We start from the raw sequence: 18,933 nt of genomic DNA, 5'->3' as shown, positions 1-18,933 counted from the left end.
GCCGCAGCCCCCGCCGGCCAGGCGACCGGCCCAGGCCCGCCCCCCGTCGCACGACGTGTCGCCCTGACAGTCCGTGCCACGACTCTGGCCCCCGACAGGCAATCTGACGTACCGTCATTTTCGCCCAGGTGCCGTCCCGCGCACCCGTCCCAGGAGGTTCGCCATGCCCGCCGACCGGCCTGTTTCGCTCGACGAGTACCCCATCCACCAGGCCCCGTTGTCGATGAAGCACCTCGTCACCGGCGACCGCAACGCATACGACCGCTGCATCTTCCACGTCTTCGACCACGCCGGCCGCGCCGTCCTCATCCTCGGACTCGGCGTCTACCCCAACGCCGGCGTCATCGACGCCTACGCGACTCTCCGCCTGGGCGACGAACTCCTCGCCGTCCGCGCCTCCGACGCCCTCGGCGACGACCGGATGAACCTGGCCGTCGGCCCGCTGCGGATCACCGTCGACGAACCCCTCAAGCGCATCACGCTCAGCTGCGCCGCCGACCCCGCCGACCCCGACGGGCTCGCCTACGACATCACCTGGACCGCCGAGTTCCCCGCGCTCTGGGAGCCGCACCACACCCAGCGCCGCGGCGACCGGCTCATCCTCGAAGGCCGCCGCTTCGTCCAGGCGGGCAACGTCACCGGCACCATCCGCGCCAGGGGTGAGCGGTTCGTCCTCGACGCCGCCGAGTGGACCGGCACCCGCGACCGCAGCTGGGGCGTGCGCCCGATCCCCGGCGAGGACGGCGGCCGGGCCGCCGAGGAGCACCGGCCCGAGGGCTTCCACTGGCTCTGGATACCCGTCCGGTTCGAGGACCGCTTCCTGATGGTCATCGCCCAGGAGGACGCCGACGGCCACCGGAACCTCAGTGAGGCCGTCCAGGTCTTCCCCGAAGGCAGCGGCCTCGGCGACGTCCAGCTCGGCTGGCCGCACACCGACATCCGCTACCGGCCCGGCAGCCGCCATCCGCAGAGCGCCGTCGTCCACCTCACCGACCCGGCCGGACGCAAGCCCCTCGAACTCGGCGTGGAGATCCTGAACGCCTCCCCGCTCGCCGTCGGCGCCGGCTACCCGCCCGCCTCCGACTGGCAGCACGGAAGCTGGCAGGGCCGCGGCTGGACCGACCGCCGCGCGTACGACCTGTCCGACCCCGCCGCCCACCCCATGGCCGCCTTCGGGGTCACCGACCACTCGGCCCGCTTCACCCTCGAGGGACGCACCGGCTTCGGCATTTTCGAGCACGGCAGCTTCGGCCGCCACGACCCGAGCGGCTTCACCGACTACGGCTCCGTGGCCCCGTAGGACGCCACGTCCGCGGCAGAGCCGGCCCCGCCGGCCGACCGGCCGCTCCGGGCCCGGCGTCCGCGGACACCGAGCCGACACCGAGCCGACACCGAGCCGACACGGAGCGGGCACGAGCCGACACGGAGCGGGCACGGAAGAGGCAGCAGCAGCCACGCCAGAGAAGGGGTACCCCATGGCAGGACCGGCACCACGCCCCCGCACCTCCACCCGCGAACCAGAGGAGCTCGCCCGGCGCCTCGCCGCCTGGCTCGACGCCGAACTACCCGGCGCGAAGGTCACCAACGTCTCGGTGCCCGGCTCCAACGGAATGTCCAGCGAGACCCTGCTCTTCGACATAGAGCACCCCGACGCCCCGATCCGCGCCTGCGCCCTGCGCCTCGCCGCCGATCCGGCCGCCTACACCGTCTTCCCCTCGTACGACATGCCCCGCCAGCACCGCGTGATGAGCCTGGTCGCCGCCCACACCGACCTGCCCGTCCCCCGCGTGCAGTGGCTGGAGGAGGATCCCGGGCCGCTCGGGGCGCCGTTCTTCGTCATGGCCCGCGCCGAAGGCCGCGTACCGCCCGACGTGATGCCCTACACCTACGAGGGCAACTGGCTGCACGCCGCGAGCGACGCCGAACGCGCCGCGCTCCAGGAGTCGAGCGTTTCCCTGCTGGCGCGGCTGCACGACCAGTTCCCGCCCGGTGAGGCGGAGTTCCTCCTGCCGGAGGGCGACGGCAGCCCGCTGCGCCGCCACGTGGAGTCCCAACGCGCCTACTACCGATGGGTGGTGGCCGGCACCTCCCGGTCCCCGCTGCTGGAACGGGCCTTCGACCGCCTCGAAGAGCTCTGGCCCCGCGACGAGGGCGGCCCTGCCGTCCTCAACTGGGGTGACGCGCGCATCGGCAACGTCGTCTACGAGGCGGACGGCTTCGAGCCGGTCGCCGTGCTCGACTGGGAGATGGCGGCCTGCGCCCCGCGCGAGGTCGACCTCGGCTGGACCGTCTACCTGCACCGCTTCTTCCAGGACCTGACCGTCGGGTTCGGCCAGCCCGGCCTCCCCGGGTTCCTGCGCCGCGAGGACATCGAGCGCGAGTACGCACGACTGACCGGCCACACACCGCGGGACATGGAGTTCCACACGCTCTACGCCGCCCTGCGGCACGGGATCGTGATGCTGCGCATCGCCTACCGGCAGGCGCACTTCGGCGAGGTGGAGGTCCCGGCGGACCCGGACAGCCTGATCCTGCACCACGCCAGCCTGGCCGCCATGGTGCAGGGGGCGTACTGGTAGTCCGCTCAGGCCGCCTGCGCGTGCTGCCGCATCTGCGGCAGCACCGCCGGGGCGGGTGTCCGTACCGGACGCGACCCGGGGCCGCCGACGTGCGAGAACGGCTGCGTGCGCCAATCCAGGCCCTGCGGCAGCGCCAAGTGCACGACGGGTTCCAGCTCGTGGACTTCGTCGGAACCGAAACCGAGCGTGGGCAGCGCGTCGGAGGCGGGGCGCCCCGTACCCGCGCACACCGTGAGTCCGAAGGGGTTCCACGGGGTCAGGCACAGCGCGTGCTCCGGCAGGTACTCCTCGCCGGCGACGAGGGCGATCGACTGCCCGCAGTCGGGGCAGGTCGCGTGGTGGATCTCGAACGCCTCGGAGTATTCGAGGTAGTCGTCATCGTCGGCGTAGTCGCCCTCGACGGCTTCCAGGGGCTCCGGTTCGATGCGACCGGCGCGCTTGGTGTTCAGCATGGATGTACTCCCCCTTGGGTGGGCCGGGCGGGCAGGTTCCTCGGCCACGGCCACCCCAAGCATTTCCCGCCACTCGGCACGAGTAACCACTTCCGGCCGCCGTACGCCCGCATACCCTTGTGGCATTGGTCACATGACCGCCTCGGGCGCCACCCCAATCCGTGGACACGGCTGTGCCAGAAGCGGTTCAGGGCCGTAGGTTGTGCGGCTATGAGCGCAATGGAGGAGCTGGACCGCCAGATCGTGGATCTGCTCGTGCGGGACGGGCGGATGAGCTACACGGACCTGGGCAAGGCCACCGGACTGTCGACGTCGGCCGTCCATCAGCGAGTACGCCGCCTGGAACAGCGCGGGGTCATCCGCGGCTACGCCGCCGTGGTCGACCCCGAAGCCGTCGGGCTGCCCCTGACGGCGTTCATCTCGGTCAAGCCCTTCGACCCGAGCGCGCCGGACGACATCGCGGAGCGGCTGGCCGGGGTCCCGGAGATCGAGGCCTGCCACAGCGTCGCGGGCGACGAGAACTACATCCTCAAGGTCCGCGTCGCGACCCCGCTGGAGCTGGAAGACCTCCTGGGCCGCCTGCGCGCCCTGGCCCACGTCTCCACCCGCACCACGGTGGTCCTCTCCACCCCGTACGAGTCCCGCCCGCCGCGCGTCTGAGTTCTTACGCGCCGCTCGCGCGGCTCGGCCCTCAGGGGCCTCCCCGGCTTCGGGCCACAGCGCCGGACTCCGTCCGGCGGGGGCGGTCCGCCGAGGCCGCCACGACCCGACCGGCCCGGTCCGGCGGTACCGGGCCGTGCCCGTGCTCTTGGGCGGTCCACCGCGCGCGAGCGGCCGGGGTCCGGGGCAGCGGTGCGAGTACCGCGTCCCAAAGGAGAGACTGTCGGCATGACAGACCGCACCGCCGACTCAGACTCCGCCACCGCCGCCGGAGGCACCCGCACCGTCCTCCTCCGCGGCGGAGAGGTCCACAGCCCCGCCGACCCCTTCGCCACCGCCATGGTGGTCGAGCGCGGCCGCGTCGCCTGGGTCGGCTCAGAGGGCGCGGCCGACGCGTTCGCCCAGGGCGTGGACGAGGTCGTCGACCTCGACGGCGCGCTGGTCACGCCCGCCTTCACCGACGCCCACGTCCACACCACCTCCGCCGGCCTCGCCCTCACCGGCCTGGACCTGTCCACGGCCGCCTCGCTCTCCGAGGCCGTCGCGCGCGTGCGCGCGTACGCGGAGAGCCGCCCGGCCGACCGGGTGCTCCTCGGCCACGGCTGGGACGCCTCCCGCTGGCCCGAGCGGCGCGCCCCGCGCCGCGGTGAGCTCGACGAGGCCACCGGCGGACGGCCGCTCTACCTGAGCCGCATCGACGCGCACTCCGCCGTGGTCACGACCGCCCTGCTCCGGCTCGTACCGGGTGTCGAGGCCGCCGACGACGAGCCGCTGACCCGCGACGCCCACCACGCCGTACGCCGCGCCGCGCTCGACGCCCTCACCCCGGCCCAGCGCGCCGAGGCCCAGCGGGCCGCCCTCGACCGGGCCGCGTCCCTCGGCATCGGCTCGGTCCACGAGTGCGGCGGCCCCGAGATCTCCTCTCCGGAGGACTTCACCGCCCTCCTGGAGCTGGCGCGCACCCGTCCCGGCCCGCGGGTATTCGGCTACTGGGCCGACCTGGACCTCGGCCGGGTCAAGGACCTCGGGGCGGTCGGGGCCGCGGGAGACCTCTTCGTCGACGGCGCCCTCGGCTCGCACACCGCCTGCCTGCACGCCCCGTACGCCGACGCCGGGCACACCGGCACCGACTACCTCGACGCCCGGGTCGTCGCCGGGCACGTCGCCGCCTGCACCGAGGCGGGCCTCCAGGCGGGCTTCCACGCCATCGGCGACGCGGCGATCACCGCTGTCGTCGAGGGGTTCCGGGCCGCCGCCGACAAGGTCGGCCTCGACCGCGTCCGCGCCGCCCGGCACCGCGTCGAACACGCCGAGATGATGACCCCGGCCACCATCGCCGCCTTCGCGGAGCTCGGCCTCACCGCTTCCGTGCAGCCGGCCTTCGACGCGCTGTGGGGCGGCGAGGAGGGCATGTACGCCGACCGGCTCGGCGCCGAGCGCGCCCGCACGCTCAACCCGTACGCCGCCATGCTCAAGGCGGGAGTCCCGCTCGCCTTCGGCTCCGACGCCCCCGTCACCCCGCTCGACCCGTGGGGCACCGTACGGGCGGCCGCCTTCCACCGCACGCCCGCCCACCGCGTCTCGGTACGGGCAGCCTTCGCCGCCCACACGCGCGGCGGCTGGCGGGCCCTGGGCCGCGACGACGCGGGCGTCCTCGTACCCGGCGCCCCGGCCGACTACGCCGTCTGGCAGACCTCGGAACTGGTGGTCCAAGCCCCCGACGACCGGGTCGCACGCTGGTCCACGGACCCCCGCTCCGGCACCCCCGGGCTGCCGGACCTGAGCCCCGGCGGGGACCTGCCGGTGTGCCTGGCCACCGTCGTCGGTGGCCGGGAGGTATTCGTACGGCCACAGGGGTGATCCGTCGGGCCGTGGTTCGGTAAGGGTGGCCGGACCCGGATAGGTTCGGCCGGGTCCACCACCGGACGTCCGTACCGGACGGATCCGTCCGCTCAGCCGCGCCCGCGCCTCGGGGGCGAGGGAAGGTTTCGCCGGAAGGGGGTCCCCCCTGCTCCGAAGGGGCGTGGGGGAGGGTGGCCTCAGGTCGGGGCCCGGCGGTCCAGTAGACAACGGTCAGGCGGCCCGCAGCCAGCGGGAGCCGGTCCGGCCCGAAGGACCGCGGGCCCCGATCGCTGTTCTAAAATCATCCTCTGCGACACGACGTACAGGATGTACGAGAACGCAAAAGGGGAATCAGTGAGCGACGGCGGACAGCGAAGCTACGGACCGCTCGGCACGGCCTTGGTGATCATTCCGACCTACAACGAGGCGGAGAACATCGGGCTGATCGTCGGCCGCGTCCGCGCGGCTGTACCCGGGGCCCACATCTTGGTCGCGGACGACAACAGCCCGGACGGCACCGGCAAGCTCGCCGACGAGCTGGCGGCCTCCGACGAGCACGTGCACGTCCTGCACCGCAAGGGCAAGGAAGGGCTCGGAGCCGCCTACCTGGCCGGGTTCCGCTGGGGCCTGGACCAGGGCTACGGCGTCATCGTCGAGATGGACGCCGACGGCTCCCACCAGCCCGAGGAGCTGCCGAGGCTGCTCACCGCGCTGGAGGGCGCCGACCTGGTGCTGGGCTCCCGCTGGGTGCCGGGCGGCCGGGTGGTCAACTGGCCCAAGAGCCGCGAGTTCCTCTCCCGGGGCGGGTCCACGTACTCCCGGCTGATGCTCGGGGTCCCGATCCGCGACGTCACCGGCGGTTACCGTGCCTTCCGCCGCGAGACCCTCGAAGGCCTGGGCCTGGCGGACGTGGCCTCGGCGGGCTACTGCTTCCAGGTCGACTTGGCCCGCCGGGCCGTCCGCAAGGGGTTCCGGGTGGTCGAGGTCCCCATCACCTTCGTCGAGCGCGAGTTCGGCGACAGCAAGATGAGCAAGGACATCGTCGTGGAGGCCCTCTGGCGGGTCACGCAGTGGGGCCTGAAGGAGCACGCGGGCAAGCTGACCGCGAAGGTCCGCGGCAAGTAGCCCCGCCTTCTCCCGCCGCCGGCCGCCTGCCCCGCCGCCCCCTAGGGGGCGCCCGGTACCTCCGGCTGAGGACGCTTTTATGCCGGCCCGGGCACACTGGGGAGTATGACGACCGGAGTTCCGACCTCTACGGCCCCCCGGCGGCGTTCGCCCGCCCGTACAATGCTTCCCCTCGCCCTCGCGGCCTGGCTGATCCTGGAGATCTGGCTGCTCAGCCTGGTCGCGGGCGCGCTCGGCGGTGGGGCGGTCGCCCTGCTGCTCGCGGGCGGCCTGGTGCTGGGAGCGGTGGTCATCAAGCGGGCCGGGCGGCGCGCCTTCAAGAATCTGGCGGACAGCTTCCAGCAGGCGCAGGCGGGCGCACGGCCCACCGAGCGCCGGCCCGGCTCGGGCAACGGCACGACCATGCTGGCCGGCCTGCTCCTGATGATGCCGGGTCTGCTCTCCGACGCGGTGGGGCTGCTCCTCCTGCTTCCGCCCGTCCGTGCCTGGGCGGGCCGCCGGGCCGCCGGCTCCCTGGAGCGCAAGATGGCCGCCGCGCCCGCCGGCACCTTCGGCGACGCCTTCCAGCAGGCCCGCATCCACCAGCCCGACGGCAAGGTGGTCCAGGGCGAGGTGATCCGTGAGGACCAGCCGGGCCGTCCGGGGCCCGCCTCCGGCCCGTCCGGCCCGGAGACCGGCTACCGCCCGCCGCTCACTCCCTGACCCGTTCCCGATCGACCCGTTCCCGATCCCGATCCCGGTTCGCGAAAGCCGAGGGGCCCCCGCCACAGAGTGTGTGGCGGGGGCCCCTCGGCTTCGTGCTGTCTTGCTGTGGTGCTGTGCTGTCGTCCGGCTGTCAGGCGGACTTGCGGCTGTCCCGCGGATGCACGGCAATGTTCATGGCGCCGGAGCGAAGGACCGCCAGCCTCTCGGCCAGCACTTCCTCCAGCTCCTCGCGGGTGCGCCGCTCCATGAGCATGTCCCAGTGCGTTCGCGCAGGCTTGCCCTTCTTCTCTTCGGGCCCGTCCCCGTCAACCAGGAGTGCCATGGCGCCGCACGCCTTGCACTCCCACTCCGGCGGAATTTCTGCCTCAACCGAGAACGGCATCTCAAATCGATGTCCGTTCTGGCATGCGTACTCCACCGCCTGGCGCGGGGCCAGATCGATGCCGCGGTCCGTCTCGTAGCTGGTAACCACGAGCCGCGTACCGCGGAGAGCTCGCTCACTCATGAATCGTGCCTCCCGGGCTTGTCGCCCACAGGACAGGTGTCGCTGTCGTCGTCATCCGGTCAACGTCCGGTCGGCGGTATAGATTCCCGCTCCGGGTCATGCGTCGCCCGTCGTGCCGCCCCTTGTTGTACCCATCAGTGCCCGTTTTGTCACATCTGGCAGCAGATGTCACCCAGCGTCTTCACTTCGTCAGCACGCAGTAACGGTCCGCCTGGCAGGCCAAAGGCGTACACTACCGGCCCTTCGCTTGAACGTCGAAATTCGTTCCGAATTCGAGTCCAGGGCCCGTAGGTGATCCGCTCGGATCGGCCCGGCTCCGGGCCGATCGCCGCTCAGATCCGCTCGGGTACAGGATTGCCCGCCGCCTCCACCGCGCGCCGCACCGGCACTCTGGCGAGCAGCACGAAACCCAGTGCGAAGAAGAACACCAACGAGATGATCGCGTCCCGGTAGCTTCCGGTGAGCTGGTAGGTGAGCCCGAAGACGAGCGGTCCCACCCAGCTCAGCCCGCGGTCGCTCATCTCGTACGCCGAGAAGTACTCGGCCTCCTTGCCCGCCGGGACCAGGTGTGAGAACAGCGAGCGCGACAGCGCCTGGCTGCCTCCCAGTACCAGTCCGATCATCGAGGCGAGCGCGAAGAACCACATAGGGGTCCGGGCCGGCAGGAAGTATCCCGCGGCCAGCGTGAGCCCCCAAGCGGCCAGGGATACGAGAATCGTCCGCTTGGCTCCGTACCGCACGGCCAGCCGGCCCATCCCCAGCGCACCCGCCACCGCCAGGACCTGCACCAGGAGGACGGCCACGATCAGGGTGGACTGCTCGAGCTGCAGCTCCTCCTTGCCGTAGATCGAGGCCTGGGAGATCACCGTCTGCACGCCGTCGTTGTAGATCAGGTAGGCCAGCAGGAACGACAGGGTCAGCGGGTAGCGCCGCATGTCCTTCAGGGTCGCGACGAGCTGCTTCCAGCCGCTGACGGCCGGCCCCGCCCCCGGCTCCCGGACCACGACCCGGTCCCGCAGGCGCCGCAGCGGGATCAGTGCGAAGGCCCCCCACCACAGGCCCGCCGAGGCCAGGCAGATCCGTACCGCCTCGCCCGTGGACAGGCCGAAGGAATCGTGGCCCGTGTAGAGCACCAGGTTCACCACGAGCATCACGGAACCGGCGGTGTAGCCGAAGGCCCAGCCGCGCGAGGAGACGGTGTCCCGCTCGTCCGGCGTGGAGATCTGGGGCAGGTACGCGTTGTAGAGCACCATCGAGACGGACAGTGAGGCGTTCGCCACGATCAGCAGCAGGCCGCCGAGCAGGTAGCGGTTGCCGTCCAGGAAGAACATTCCGGCCGTCGCGGCGGCGCCCGTGTACGCGGCCACCGCCAGCATCGGCTTCTTGCGGCCGGTCCGGTCGGCGACGGCCCCCACCAGCGGCATGAGCAGGACGGCGAGGATCACCGAGATCGACACCGAGTAGGCGAAGAAGGATCCGGCCCGCACCGGGATGCCGAGCGGGTGCACGAAGCCCTCGCTGTCCGAGGCGGCCTTGGCTATCTCGGTCAGGTACGGCCCGAGGAACACCGTGACGACGCTCGCCGAGTACACCGAGACGGCGAAGTCGTAGAAGTACCAGCCGTGCTGCTCGCGTTTGCGGGCGGCGGCCGTTCTCTCGCCCTCGGCCCCCGGTTCCGCTTCTGCCGTCGTCCGCGCACTCATCGGTGCCCCCTCGCTGGTCCCCGTACCGCCGCGGCGGCCTCGCCGGGCACGGAGGCGGCGGGCTCGTCAGGCCCAGGCCCCGCGCCGGTCCAGCACCGTGCGCAAGATGTCGATCCGGTCGGTCATGATGCCATCGACTCCCATGTCGAGGAGAGCCTCCATGCGTTCCGGTTTGTTCACGGTCCACACGTGCACCTGGAGCCCCCGGGCGTGGGCGGTCCGCACGAAGCGCCGGTCCACCACCCGGACGCCCCCCTGGGACTGCGGAACCTGCGCCGCCACCGCGCCCGCGCGCAGGGCCGCCGGGATCGCGAACGAGCGCAGCCGCAGCCCGAGCACCCCGCGGACCCCGTAGGAGGTCGCCAGGCGGGGGCCCGCGATCTTCTGCGCCCGGGCCACCCGGGTCTCCGAGAACGAGCCCACGCACACCCGGTCCCAGACCCCGGCCCGCGCGATCAGGTTGACCAGCGGGTGCAGGGCGGACTCGTCCTTGAGGTCCACGTTCCACCGGGCGTCCGGGAACTCCTCCAGGAGGTCCTCGAAGAGGGCCAGCGGCTCGGTCCCGGCGACCCGGGCCTCACGGATCCGGCTCCAGGGCTGCTCGCGGATGCGGCCGTGCCCGTCGGTGACCCGGTCCAGGGTCGCGTCGTGGAAGGCGACCAGCTTGCCGTCGGCGCTGGCGTGCACATCGGTCTCGAAGTACCGGTACCCGGCGTCGGCGGCCCGCCGGAACGCGGCGGCGGTGTTCTCCAGCCCGTCCGCGGCCCCGCCGCGGTGCGCGAAGGGGATCGGACCCGGGTGGTCGAGATACGGATGGCGAAGTCGTACGTGCGTCACCGCGGCAGTATGCCCGCTGCTCCCCGGGGGCGGGAGAGCCCCGATGGCCGCGCGACGAACGCCACATCCCCCGCGCCCGCCCGCCGCCCCGGGCCGCCTGGCCCGCCCGGCTCGGACCGTGCCACCCTGTAACCGCAGACCGATCCAATACCGGCTCCCCGTGGGCCGGCAGGGGCCAATTCGACGAAGGTGGACCGGACCCATGGCGCAGTGGACCTCGGCCGTAGGTGCCGCACAGCTCGGCCGGCTCATCACCTCCCAGCAGGGGCGGCCCGCCGTGCCCGGCGCGCGCAAGCCGCCCGCGTACCGCTCGCTCGCCGACGGCATCCGGCTGCTCGTCCTCGAAGGCCGCGTGCCCGTCGCCGCCCGGCTCCCCGCCGAACGGGAGCTCGCCGTCGTGCTCTCCGTCAGCCGCACGACCGTCGCCGCCGCCTACGAGGCCCTGCGCGGCGAGGGGTTCCTGGAATCGCGCCGCGGCGCCGGCAGCTGGACCTCCGTGCCCGCCGGCAACCCGATGCCGGCCCGCGGACTCGAGCCCCTGCCCCCCGAGTCCCTCGGCTCGATGATCGACCTCGGCTGCGCCGCGCTGCCGGCCCCCGAGCCCTGGCTCACCAAGGCCGTCCAGGGCGCCCTGGAAGAGCTTCCGCCCTACGCGCACACCCACGGGGACTATCCGGCCGGGCTGCCCGCCCTCCGCCGCATGCTCGCCGACCGCTACACCGAGCGCGGTATCCCGACCATGCCCGAGCAGATCATGGTCACGACCGGCGCCATGGGCGCGATCGACGCCATCTGCAGCCTCTTCGCCGGGCGCGGCGAGCGGATCGCCGTCGAATCCCCCTCCTACGCCAACATCCTCCAGCTGATGCGCGCCGCCGGGGTCCGGCTCGTGCCCGTGGCCATGGGGGAGGGGCTCAGCGGCTGGGACATGGACGTCTGGCGCCAGGTGCTGCGCGACTCCGCTCCGCGCCTCGCCTATGTCGTCGCCGACTTCCACAACCCGACCGGGGCGCTCGCCTCCGACGAGCAGCGCCGCGCGATGGTGGAGGCGGCCCGTTCGGCGGGCACCGTGCTCGTCGCCGACGAGACGATGATCGAGCTCCAGTTCGACCCGGCGATGGAGATGCCGCGCCCGGTCTGCTCCTTCGACCCGGCCGGCTCCACCGTCATCACCGTCGGCTCCGCCAGCAAGGCCTTCTGGGCCGGCATGCGCATCGGCTGGGTGCGCGCGGCCCCCGACGTCATCCGCAGCCTCGTCGCGGCCCGCGCCTACGCCGACCTGGGCACGCCCGTGCTGGAACAGCTGGCGGTGAACTGGCTGATGCGCACCGGCGGCTGGACCCAGGCCGTCGAGATCCGCCGCGAACAAGCGCGGGAGAACAGGGACGCGCTGGTGGCGGCGGTGCGCCGGGAACTGCCGGACTGGGAGTTCCGGGTCCCGCTGGGCGGCCTGACCCTGTGGGCCCGCGCGGGCGGGCTGTCGGGCTCCCGGCTGGCCGAGGTGGGGGAGCGGGTCGGCGTACGGGTCCCCTCGGGGCCCCGGTTCGGCGTCGACGGCGCCTTCGAGGGCTACGTCCGGCTCCCCTTCACCGTCGGCGGCCCCGTGGCGGAGGAGGCGGCGGCCCGGCTGGCGGCCGCGGCCCGGCTGGTCGGCACGGGGGCGGGCGGCGGCGGAGCGGAGCCGCCGCGCACCTTCGTCGCGTAGGTGCGGGCGGGGCGACCCCACACGTCTTACGGGGCGTCAGCCGGGACCTCGGGGGTTTCCGAGGCGTCGACGGCTCCGGACGAGGGGCCCTGGGCCTGGGCCGGGGGATGGACGATGTGCAGTGCCTTTCCCTGCGGGACGTGGTCCGGGACGGGCCCCGGCGCCGCCCGCCGCTCGGGCAGCAGGTCCAGTACCGCCTGCCGGTGCGCCGGGTGGGTGGCGTCGTCGTACGGGTCCGGGGTGGCGGGCACCTGCAGCCGGTGCACGGGACCGGAGCCGAGCCGGGCGTAGCCGCGCCCGGGCGGCAGCTGGGCCGTCGGCGTGGTGTGCGGGGGCAGGCCCAGTACGTCGGCGATCTGCTGGATCGTGGCGGCTCCGAGGACCACCCGGGCCCTCGTGTGCTGCCAGACGGAGTCGTGCAGCAGCTCCAGGTGGTCGAACTGCTCGGCCACCACCACCGTGATGTGGGCGGCGCGTCCGTGCCGCAGCGGAACCTGGAGCTGCGCGAGCGGATCCGGGCCGCCCTCGGCGGTGGCCAGGTGGGCCAGCACGCTGGGGCGGTCGAGCAGGATCCACAGCGGGCGCCGGGTGTCCTCGGCGGCCGGCCGGCCGGTCTCGCGGGCGCGGTGGATGGCGATCAGTCGCCGCTCCGTCTCGCGCGCGGCCCAATCCAAGGTGTTCAGTGCGCCGGTCGGCCCGCATTCCACGGCGAGGACTCCGGTGCGGCCGGCGAGGCAGGAGTACTCGCCGCTGCCGCCGCCCTCGACGACCAGTACGTCGCCGCCGTGCCGCAGGGCCTGCAGGGCGATCGAGCGCAGCAGGGTGGACGTCCCGCTGCCGGGCTGGCCGACGGCCAGCAGGTGGGGCTCGGTGGAGCGGGAACCGGTGCGCCAGATGACCGGCGGCATGTCGCGGGGCTCGTCGCCCTCCAGTACGGGAAGGGTGCGCTGCACGCTGCCGGGGTCGGTGAAGCCGAGCACGGCCTCGCCGGGCGAGGTCACGAATGGCTGGGCGGCGATGCCTGTCGGCAGCGCCGCCAGCACGCTCAGGTCGAGCTGGTTGCCCTCCTCGTCCCATTCGAAGAGGTACTCCCGTCCGCGCCCGGACTTGGCGTGCAGCAGTGCCTCGATCCGGGCCCTCGACGCGGCCTCGCCGTCGGTGAAGTAGGCCGGGTAGCGGATGTGGAGCCGGGTGACGCGGCCCGCCTCGTCGAACTCGTAGCCGCTGAAGGCCTTGTCCCAGTCCCCGCCGTGGGCGAAGAGCGGACTCGGATCCTCCGGGATGGAGAAGTACGGCACGAGGGCTTCGTAGAGGGAGCCGAGGCGTTCGGTCTCGGCATCGTTCGGCCCGGTCTTCGCCGGGATGCGGTCGCGTCCCCGCCAGGCCGCCGCCGCCATGAGGGTGATCAGGGCGGCGAGGGGTCCGTAGGGGACGAGCGCGACCACGAGGACGCAGGCCGCTCCCAGGAACAGCGCGGGACCCCGCTTGTCCTTGGGGGTGCCGCTCCATTTGCGCCGCCCGGCCGAGGCCAGGACGCGCAGGCCGCGTCCGATGGTGAGGAGCGGATGGAGGACGTCCGTGGCGCTGTCGGCGGCCGTGCGAGCGAGGTCGCGGCCCCGGGTCAGCGACACGGTGCCGCTGCTGAGGATGCGGGGAAGTGGGCGCCTGGCCACGGGCGTCTCCTGGAGTTGTGGATGCTTCGGGTGGGTGCCGGAGGCGGGCGCTAGAGCTTGATCCCGCCGAGGAGGCTCGCGAGGCTCGCCGTACTCGCCGTGATGCTGGGGGCGATGGCCGAGCCGGCGAGGAAGAAGCCGAAGAGCGAGCACACGAAGGCGTGCGTCAGCTTCATGCCGTCCTTCTTGAAGAAGAGGAAGCAGATGATGCCGAGCAGTACGACACCTGAGATCGACAGGACCATGAGAGCTTCTCCTGGTAGGTGGGGACAGTCACCATCAGTACTTCCAGGCTCACAGGAAGTATCAATGCGACAAAAGGTGCATATGGGTGAATCCAGGAGATTTTCACTTGACCGGCCCAGCCCGGCTGGCGCGCCGGGCGCCGCGGGCGCATGGAGTCCCAGGGTGATCATTGCCTCGGCCCTACCTGCTCATGTGCAGGTCCGGGCGCTACGCTGGCGATTCATCCGTACGGACGCATTGCCGTGCGCACCCCTGCCCCGTGAAAGGCGGTACGACCGATGAGCGAGCACGTCGAGAACAGCTCCCAGGGCTCCCCGGACGTTCCCGACGAGGACGTCATCGAGCTGGCCACCAAGATCTTCGACCTCGCCCGGCAGGGTGAGACCGCGACGCTGGCCGCCTACCTCGACGCGGGCGTCCCGGCGAACCTCACCAACGACCGCGGCGACACCCTCGTCATGCTCGCCGCCTACCACGGCCACGCCGACGCCGTCACGGCCCTGCTGGCCCGCGGCGCCGAGGCCGACCGCGCCAACGACCGGGGCCAGACCCCGCTCGCCGGAGCGGTCTTCAAGGGCGAGGAAGCCGTCATCCGCGCGCTGCTCGCCGGCGGCGCCGACCCGAGCGCCGGAACGCCCTCCGCCGTGGACACGGCCCGCATGTTCGCCAAGGCCGACCTGCTGGAACTTTTCGGAGCCGTGTAGTCCGCTTTTGGCGGTTTCCAGCCGGTCCGTTGGCCGGTCCAGACCTCACGGGTTGGTCACGGCGGCCTTAAATGTGGTCGCGGCGCACAAACCGCCTGGGTCATCATGGCGTCGGATTCGATTCGCGGGCAGGACGGACGGGCAGGAGCGGGCAGGACACAACGGGTGTCCGACCCCCACCCCTGCCGGGGGACCCGGCCGCCCGGCCGCGGAGCACCGACGAGAGTGAGAAGGCAATGGTCTACATCGAGCGGAACAAGACGGCGACGGCGGACGTCCTCACATGCTGTTACGCGGCCCTGTGAATTGCGATTCCCGGTTGCGTCCCCAGCTTGATTTGAGGCCATTCCCATGTTCGAACCAGTCATAGCGCCTAGTGGCACCCTGCTCGGGCTCCTCCAGCGGGGCCGCGGTGACGGCACGCTGCACGCACTCGCGGCGCCCAGGGCAGAGGCCCTCGCGGCGCTCAACCAGTGCGTGACCGGCGATCCGCGCCGGGACTGGCAGGTCGAGAACCGCTCCTTGTACTACGCCCGCCTGTACGTGGACCTCGACGGCCCCCTGGGCGAGATCGAGGCCCACCTCTTCGGCGTCGACGACCTCGTCGACGAGGACGACCGCCGCACCGGCCTCGCCCTGTCCGTCCTCGGACACCTGGCCTCGTACGGCCGCGACGACGCGCTCATGCTGCTGCGCCGCTACGCCGCCACGGGCGCCAACTGGGCCTGGGCCCTCGACGAGCTCGCCCTGCGCGACGACGACGAGGGACTGCGCTCCCTAGCCGGCCCCGTCCTCGACCGCTTCCCCGCCACCGCCGAGGGCGAGGCGCGGCTGGCCGCCGCCGTCCGCGACGCCTACGAGCCCAGACCCTGGCGCCTGTGGGAGGAAGCACCCGGCGCCCCCGCGTACGCCGCGCGGCTGCGCGCCGCCCGCCAGCAGGGCTCCTTCGACCGCTGGCAGCGCCAGCTCACCCCGCGCGGCCCCCAGCCCGGCTGGGGCGTCCAGGCCGTCTTCGACTGGGCCGCCGACGGCTTGCGCCGCGGCACCCCGCTGCACGTGCCCGCCGCCCGCTGCCTCGCCGCCGTGGCCGCCCCCGAGGACCGCTCCGCGATCCTCGCCGCCGCCGCCGGCGCCCGTGGCGAGGCCGCCCGGGCCACCGCCCTGCACCACCTGGTCCTCGCCGAACCGGATAACCCGGCCGTACTGGACCTCATCGAAGCCGCCGGTGACGAGCCGGCCGTGGCCGCCTACGAGCGCATGTGCGGGCCCGGCGCCGTCGAGCGGGCCCGGCGCTGGGTCCACCGGCCCGACGCCCTCGGAGCGGCCGCCGCGACCCTGCTCGCCGCCCGTGGCGGAGCCGGGGACGCCGCCCTGGTACTGGGAGCCCTGCGCTCCACGGTCCGCGGCCAGGGCCCCGACTCCGTACCGCTCTTCGCCCTGGTCGACGGAGCCGGCCGGCTCGCGATCGGCTGCGCGGCCCCGGTGCTGCGGCACATCTACCGGGAGACGTCCTCCTCCCACCTGCGCGGCCGGGCCGCCCGGGCCCTGGCGGCCACGGACCCCACCTTCGCGGCGGGCTTCGCGGTGGAGTGCCTCTGGGACTGCGAGGAGACGACGCGCGAGGTGGCCGCCCACCACGCCGAGACGGCCGACGCCCGCGTGGCCCCGAGGCTCCGACGCCTCGCCACGGACCCGGCGGAGGAAGAGGACGTGCAGTCGGCGGTCCGCAGCCGGATCGCCCCGGAGTCGGCGGTGTAGCCACGGGCCCGGCGTGCCCGCGTCCGCCGCTCACACCTGCACGAACCGCACCCCCGCCCCCGGCCGCGCCTGCGCGGCGCGGTCCAGGGCGGGGCCCGCGGGGACCACGCCCACGACCGGGTAGCCGCCCGTCACCGGATGGTCGGCCAGGAAGACCACCGGCAGGCCGTCGGGGGGGACCTGGACCGCGCCGAGCACCATGCCCTCGCTCGGCAGCTCGCCGGCCCGTGCCCGGGCCAGCGGCGGGCCCTGCGTGCGCAGGCCGATGCGGTTCGAGGCCGGCGAGACGACGTACCGCGCCCGCAGCAGCCGCCCCGTCACCGACTCCCGCCCGAACCAGTCGGCCCGCGGCCCCAGGCGCAGCGGGAGCACCAGTTCGAAGGGCGGGCCCGGCGCCGCCAGGGCGTCCACCCCGGCCACCGGATCCGGACCGGGCGCCCCCACCGGCAGCAGCGCCCCCGCCGCCAGGACCGGCGGGCCCAGGCCGGACAGCAGGTCCGTCGAGCGACTGCCCAGGACCGGCTCGACCGCGAAACCTCCCCGCACCGCGACGTAGCTTCGTACTCCCGGCTCCGCCCGGCCCACCTCCAGCTCCACCCCGGCGGGCAGCAGGACGGGGGCTCCCCAGGCGGCCGCGCGCCCGCGGACCCGTACCCCGCACGGGGCGCCGGTGACCGCCACGACCAGCGGGCCGCCCAGGGCGCGCAGGGCCACGCCGTCCACGGTCGTCTCCAGGACGGCGGCTCCCGGCGGATTGCCCAGCAGGCGGTTCGCCAGCGCGCGCGCCCCCGTGTCGAGGGCACCCGACCGGGGGACCCCCAGGTGTGCGTACCCGGGCCGGCCCCCGTCCTGGACGGTCGTCAGCGCGCCCGGCCGCAGGACCTCCAGGGCCCTCATGCCGCCACCCGCGCGAACCGCACCCGCACCCCCGGCGCGAACAGCGCCGCCGGCTCGCGCGCCGGGTCCCACAGGACCGCGTCCGTGGACCCGATCAGCTGCCAGCCGCCGGGGGATGAGCGCGGGTAGACCCCCGCGTACTCGCCCGCCAGCGCCAGCGAGCCCGCCGGGACGGCCGTGCGGGGCGTCGCGCGCCGGGGCAGGCGCAGATGCTCGGGAAGCCCCGTCAGGTAGCCGAAGCCCGGCGCGAACCCGCAGAAGGCGACGCGGAAGACGATGCCGCCGACGATCCCCGGGACCTCCTCGGGGCGCACCCCCCACAGCCCGGCCACCTCCGCCAGGTCCGGCCCGTCGTAGCGCACCGGGACCGTCACCGGCGGCGGCTCCGCGTCCGCCGCCGGCGCGGCGGGCTCCCAGCGGGCGATCCGCGCCCCGAGGGCGCCCGGCTCCCGCACGCCGTCCAGCAGCACGGTCCGGGCGGCGGGCACGACCTCCCGGACACCGCCCAGCTCACCCGCGTCCCGCCGGCGCAGCAGCTCCGCGTGGAGCGCGGCCACCTCCTCGGCGGAGTCCACCTCCAGCAGCAGGGCGTCCGCGCCCACGGCCAGGGCGCGCACCGTCCCGCTCACGCGAAGGCCTCCACGCGGACTCCGGCCGCGCCGAGCGCTTCCCGCACGCGCAGGGCCAGGTCCGCGGCCCCCGGCGTGTCCCCGTGCAGGCACAAGGAGCGGGCGGCCACCGGGATCCGCGACCCGTCCGCGGCCGTCACCGCCTGCCCGGCGGCCATCGCGACCGCTCGGGCGACCACCGCGGCCGGGTCGTGGACCACGGCGCCCGGCTCACCGCGCGGCACGAGGGTGCCCGCCGGCGTGTAGGCCCGGTCGGCGAAGGCCTCCGGGACGGCCGGCAGCCCGGCCCCCTCGGCGGCGGCCAGCAGGAGCGAACCCGGCAGGCCGAGCACCGGGAGACCCGCCCGCCCGGCCGCCAGCAGGACGCCGCGGACCACGGCGCCGGCCTGGTCCGCGTCGTACACGGTGCGGTTGTAGAGCGCGCCGTGCGGTTTGACGTAGGACACCCGGGAGCCGGCCGCCCGGGCGAAGACCTCCAGCGCCCCGATCTGGTACGCCACCTCGTCGGCCAGCTCGCCCGCCGGCACGTCCATGGCGCGGCGGCCGAAGCCCGCCAGGTCCCGGTACGCGACCTGCGCGCCGATCCGGACCCCGCGCGCGGCCGCCAACTCGCACACGCGGCGCATGATGGACGGGTCGCCGGCGTGGAAACCACAGGCGACGTTGGCACTGGTGACGACGGACAACAGGGCCTCGTCGTCCGTGAGCGTCCACCGCCCGAAGCCTTCACCGAGATCGGCGTTGAGGTCGATCACGGAGGTGACCGCGGGGGTGTCCGGTGTGATCATGGAAGCCATGCGGTGAGCGTAGAACAGGGCGCGCGCCGCGTTCTCGCGCCGACGCGGACGCCGGCCGGCAGGATCGGGCCGAACCATCCCGTTTGGGATGTTGTCAGGGTCAGCGCCTAGTCTTT

Annotated in this window: 18 protein-coding genes; 9 read left to right on the top strand and 9 right to left on the bottom strand. The window is 73.7% G+C overall.

All coding sequences use genetic code 11. From position 1 onward, the window contains the following. Positions 1 to 163 precede the first annotated feature (163 nt). Positions 164 to 1,300: a hypothetical protein gene (locus ACFWBY_RS33260; RefSeq protein ID WP_385340636.1), complete on the top strand. Its 1,137-nt coding sequence runs from the start codon at positions 164 to 166 to the stop codon at positions 1,298 to 1,300. Between the two features lie 175 nt (positions 1,301 to 1,475). Beyond that, a complete protein-coding gene (locus ACFWBY_RS33255) occupies positions 1,476 to 2,579 on the top strand; it encodes a phosphotransferase family protein (protein WP_385340635.1) in 1,104 nt (367 codons plus the stop codon). Between the two features lie 5 nt (positions 2,580 to 2,584). Here the strand turns inward: ACFWBY_RS33255 and ACFWBY_RS33250 are convergent, their stop codons facing one another. After that, positions 2,585 to 3,031 carry a hypothetical protein gene (locus tag ACFWBY_RS33250; RefSeq protein WP_385340633.1) on the bottom strand — a complete coding sequence of 149 codons (447 nt, stop codon included), beginning with the start codon at positions 3,029 to 3,031 and terminating at the stop codon, positions 2,585 to 2,587. Between the two features lie 219 nt (positions 3,032 to 3,250). Here ACFWBY_RS33250 and ACFWBY_RS33245 point away from each other — a divergent pair, with 219 nt between their 5' ends. The 4 genes from ACFWBY_RS33245 (at position 3,251) to fxsA (ending at position 7,360) form a co-directional block, all read left to right on the top strand. Beyond that, positions 3,251 to 3,691, top strand: coding sequence for an Lrp/AsnC family transcriptional regulator (locus ACFWBY_RS33245; RefSeq protein ID WP_365918508.1), 441 nt, complete (start codon positions 3,251 to 3,253; stop codon positions 3,689 to 3,691). A 228-nt stretch (positions 3,692 to 3,919) separates the two neighbouring features. Further along, entirely contained in the window at positions 3,920 to 5,551 is a 1,632-nt protein-coding gene (locus ACFWBY_RS33240) for an amidohydrolase (RefSeq protein ID WP_385340632.1), read from the top strand. 336 nt (positions 5,552 to 5,887) lie between these two features. Beyond that, a complete protein-coding gene (locus ACFWBY_RS33235) occupies positions 5,888 to 6,658 on the top strand; it encodes a polyprenol monophosphomannose synthase (protein WP_385340630.1) in 771 nt (256 codons plus the stop codon). 105 nt (positions 6,659 to 6,763) lie between these two features. Beyond that, positions 6,764 to 7,360: an FxsA family membrane protein gene (gene fxsA, locus ACFWBY_RS33230; protein WP_385340628.1), complete on the top strand. Its 597-nt coding sequence runs from the start codon at positions 6,764 to 6,766 to the stop codon at positions 7,358 to 7,360. 133 nt (positions 7,361 to 7,493) lie between these two features. Here fxsA and ACFWBY_RS33225 read toward each other — a convergent pair whose 3' ends face one another. The 3 genes from ACFWBY_RS33225 to ACFWBY_RS33215 form a co-directional block, all read right to left on the bottom strand. Beyond that, positions 7,494 to 7,868 carry an RNA polymerase-binding protein RbpA gene (locus ACFWBY_RS33225; protein WP_007262928.1) on the bottom strand — a complete coding sequence of 125 codons (375 nt, stop codon included), beginning with the start codon at positions 7,866 to 7,868 and terminating at the stop codon, positions 7,494 to 7,496. A 332-nt stretch (positions 7,869 to 8,200) separates the two neighbouring features. Continuing rightward, positions 8,201 to 9,571, bottom strand: coding sequence for an MFS transporter (locus ACFWBY_RS33220; RefSeq protein WP_385340627.1), 1,371 nt, complete (start codon positions 9,569 to 9,571; stop codon positions 8,201 to 8,203). Between the two features lie 66 nt (positions 9,572 to 9,637). Next, positions 9,638 to 10,408, bottom strand: a complete 771-nt coding sequence (locus tag ACFWBY_RS33215; RefSeq protein ID WP_385340625.1) for a glycerophosphodiester phosphodiesterase family protein — start codon at positions 10,406 to 10,408, stop codon at positions 9,638 to 9,640. Between the two features lie 202 nt (positions 10,409 to 10,610). Here ACFWBY_RS33215 and ACFWBY_RS33210 point away from each other — a divergent pair, with 202 nt between their 5' ends. After that, positions 10,611 to 12,113, top strand: coding sequence for a PLP-dependent aminotransferase family protein (locus ACFWBY_RS33210; protein WP_385340623.1), 1,503 nt, complete (start codon positions 10,611 to 10,613; stop codon positions 12,111 to 12,113). 26 nt (positions 12,114 to 12,139) lie between these two features. Here ACFWBY_RS33210 and ACFWBY_RS33205 read toward each other — a convergent pair whose 3' ends face one another. Both ACFWBY_RS33205 and ACFWBY_RS33200 read right to left on the bottom strand, forming a co-directional pair. Then, on the bottom strand, positions 12,140 to 13,786 hold the full coding sequence (locus ACFWBY_RS33205; protein ID WP_385340621.1) for a hypothetical protein: 1,647 nt from the start codon (positions 13,784 to 13,786) through the stop codon (positions 12,140 to 12,142). 50 nt (positions 13,787 to 13,836) lie between these two features. Further along, complete coding sequence (locus ACFWBY_RS33200; protein ID WP_030031218.1) at positions 13,837 to 14,031, bottom strand: hypothetical protein; 195 nt, start codon at positions 14,029 to 14,031, stop codon at positions 13,837 to 13,839. Between the two features lie 279 nt (positions 14,032 to 14,310). Here ACFWBY_RS33200 and ACFWBY_RS33195 point away from each other — a divergent pair, with 279 nt between their 5' ends. Next, the gene (locus tag ACFWBY_RS33195; RefSeq protein WP_385340619.1) at positions 14,311 to 14,736 is read left to right on the top strand and encodes an ankyrin repeat domain-containing protein; all 426 of its coding nucleotides are present in this window, start codon (positions 14,311 to 14,313) and stop codon (positions 14,734 to 14,736) included. Positions 14,737 to 15,087: 351 nt separating this feature from the next. After that, positions 15,088 to 16,494: a HEAT repeat domain-containing protein gene (locus ACFWBY_RS33190; protein WP_385340617.1), complete on the top strand. Its 1,407-nt coding sequence runs from the start codon at positions 15,088 to 15,090 to the stop codon at positions 16,492 to 16,494. 30 nt (positions 16,495 to 16,524) lie between these two features. Here the strand turns inward: ACFWBY_RS33190 and ACFWBY_RS33185 are convergent, their stop codons facing one another. Genes ACFWBY_RS33185 through ACFWBY_RS33175 form a run of 3 tightly spaced genes read right to left on the bottom strand, consistent with a single transcriptional unit; the run spans position 16,525 to position 18,817 of the window. Next, the gene (locus ACFWBY_RS33185) at positions 16,525 to 17,391 is read right to left on the bottom strand and encodes a biotin-dependent carboxyltransferase family protein (RefSeq protein WP_385340615.1); all 867 of its coding nucleotides are present in this window, start codon (positions 17,389 to 17,391) and stop codon (positions 16,525 to 16,527) included. Continuing rightward, positions 17,388 to 18,020 (bottom strand): allophanate hydrolase subunit 1, encoded by a 633-nt coding sequence (locus ACFWBY_RS33180; RefSeq protein ID WP_385340613.1) that lies wholly within the window; start codon positions 18,018 to 18,020, stop codon positions 17,388 to 17,390. The genes ACFWBY_RS33185 and ACFWBY_RS33180 overlap by 4 nt, the downstream gene beginning before the upstream one ends. Then, on the bottom strand, positions 18,017 to 18,817 hold the full coding sequence (locus ACFWBY_RS33175; RefSeq protein ID WP_385340611.1) for a LamB/YcsF family protein: 801 nt from the start codon (positions 18,815 to 18,817) through the stop codon (positions 18,017 to 18,019). Before ACFWBY_RS33175 ends, ACFWBY_RS33180 begins: the two co-directional genes overlap by 4 nt. Positions 18,818 to 18,933 lie beyond the last annotated feature (116 nt).

The organism is Streptomyces sp. NPDC060049, from assembly GCF_042736715.1.
Lineage (GTDB): Bacteria > Actinomycetota > Actinomycetes > Streptomycetales > Streptomycetaceae > Streptomyces.
The sequence above is the reverse complement of the archived record's forward strand: the minus strand, read 5'-3'. Positions and strand labels throughout refer to the sequence as shown.

Bases quoted from the DNA above. Each gene is read 5' to 3' on its own strand.
- ACFWBY_RS33245 (WP_365918508.1), top strand. From the start codon at position 3,251: ATGGAGGAGCTGGACCGCCAGATCGTGGATCTGCTCGTGCGGGACGGG.
- fxsA (WP_385340628.1), top strand. From the start codon at position 6,764: ATGACGACCGGAGTTCCGACCTCTACGGCCCCCCGGCGGCGTTCGCCC.
- ACFWBY_RS33220 (WP_385340627.1), bottom strand. From the start codon at position 9,571: ATGAGTGCGCGGACGACGGCAGAAGCGGAACCGGGGGCCGAGGGCGAG.
- ACFWBY_RS33240 (WP_385340632.1), top strand. From the start codon at position 3,920: ATGACAGACCGCACCGCCGACTCAGACTCCGCCACCGCCGCCGGAGGC.
- ACFWBY_RS33250 (WP_385340633.1), bottom strand. From the start codon at position 3,031: ATGCTGAACACCAAGCGCGCCGGTCGCATCGAACCGGAGCCCCTGGAA.
- ACFWBY_RS33190 (WP_385340617.1), top strand. From the start codon at position 15,088: ATGTTCGAACCAGTCATAGCGCCTAGTGGCACCCTGCTCGGGCTCCTC.
- ACFWBY_RS33225 (WP_007262928.1), bottom strand. From the start codon at position 7,868: ATGAGTGAGCGAGCTCTCCGCGGTACGCGGCTCGTGGTTACCAGCTAC.
- ACFWBY_RS33200 (WP_030031218.1), bottom strand. From the start codon at position 14,031: ATGGTCCTGTCGATCTCAGGTGTCGTACTGCTCGGCATCATCTGCTTC.
- ACFWBY_RS33210 (WP_385340623.1), top strand. From the start codon at position 10,611: ATGGCGCAGTGGACCTCGGCCGTAGGTGCCGCACAGCTCGGCCGGCTC.
- ACFWBY_RS33255 (WP_385340635.1), top strand. From the start codon at position 1,476: ATGGCAGGACCGGCACCACGCCCCCGCACCTCCACCCGCGAACCAGAG.
- ACFWBY_RS33260 (WP_385340636.1), top strand. From the start codon at position 164: ATGCCCGCCGACCGGCCTGTTTCGCTCGACGAGTACCCCATCCACCAG.
- ACFWBY_RS33175 (WP_385340611.1), bottom strand. From the start codon at position 18,817: ATGGCTTCCATGATCACACCGGACACCCCCGCGGTCACCTCCGTGATC.
- ACFWBY_RS33195 (WP_385340619.1), top strand. From the start codon at position 14,311: ATGAGCGAGCACGTCGAGAACAGCTCCCAGGGCTCCCCGGACGTTCCC.
- ACFWBY_RS33185 (WP_385340615.1), bottom strand. From the start codon at position 17,391: ATGAGGGCCCTGGAGGTCCTGCGGCCGGGCGCGCTGACGACCGTCCAG.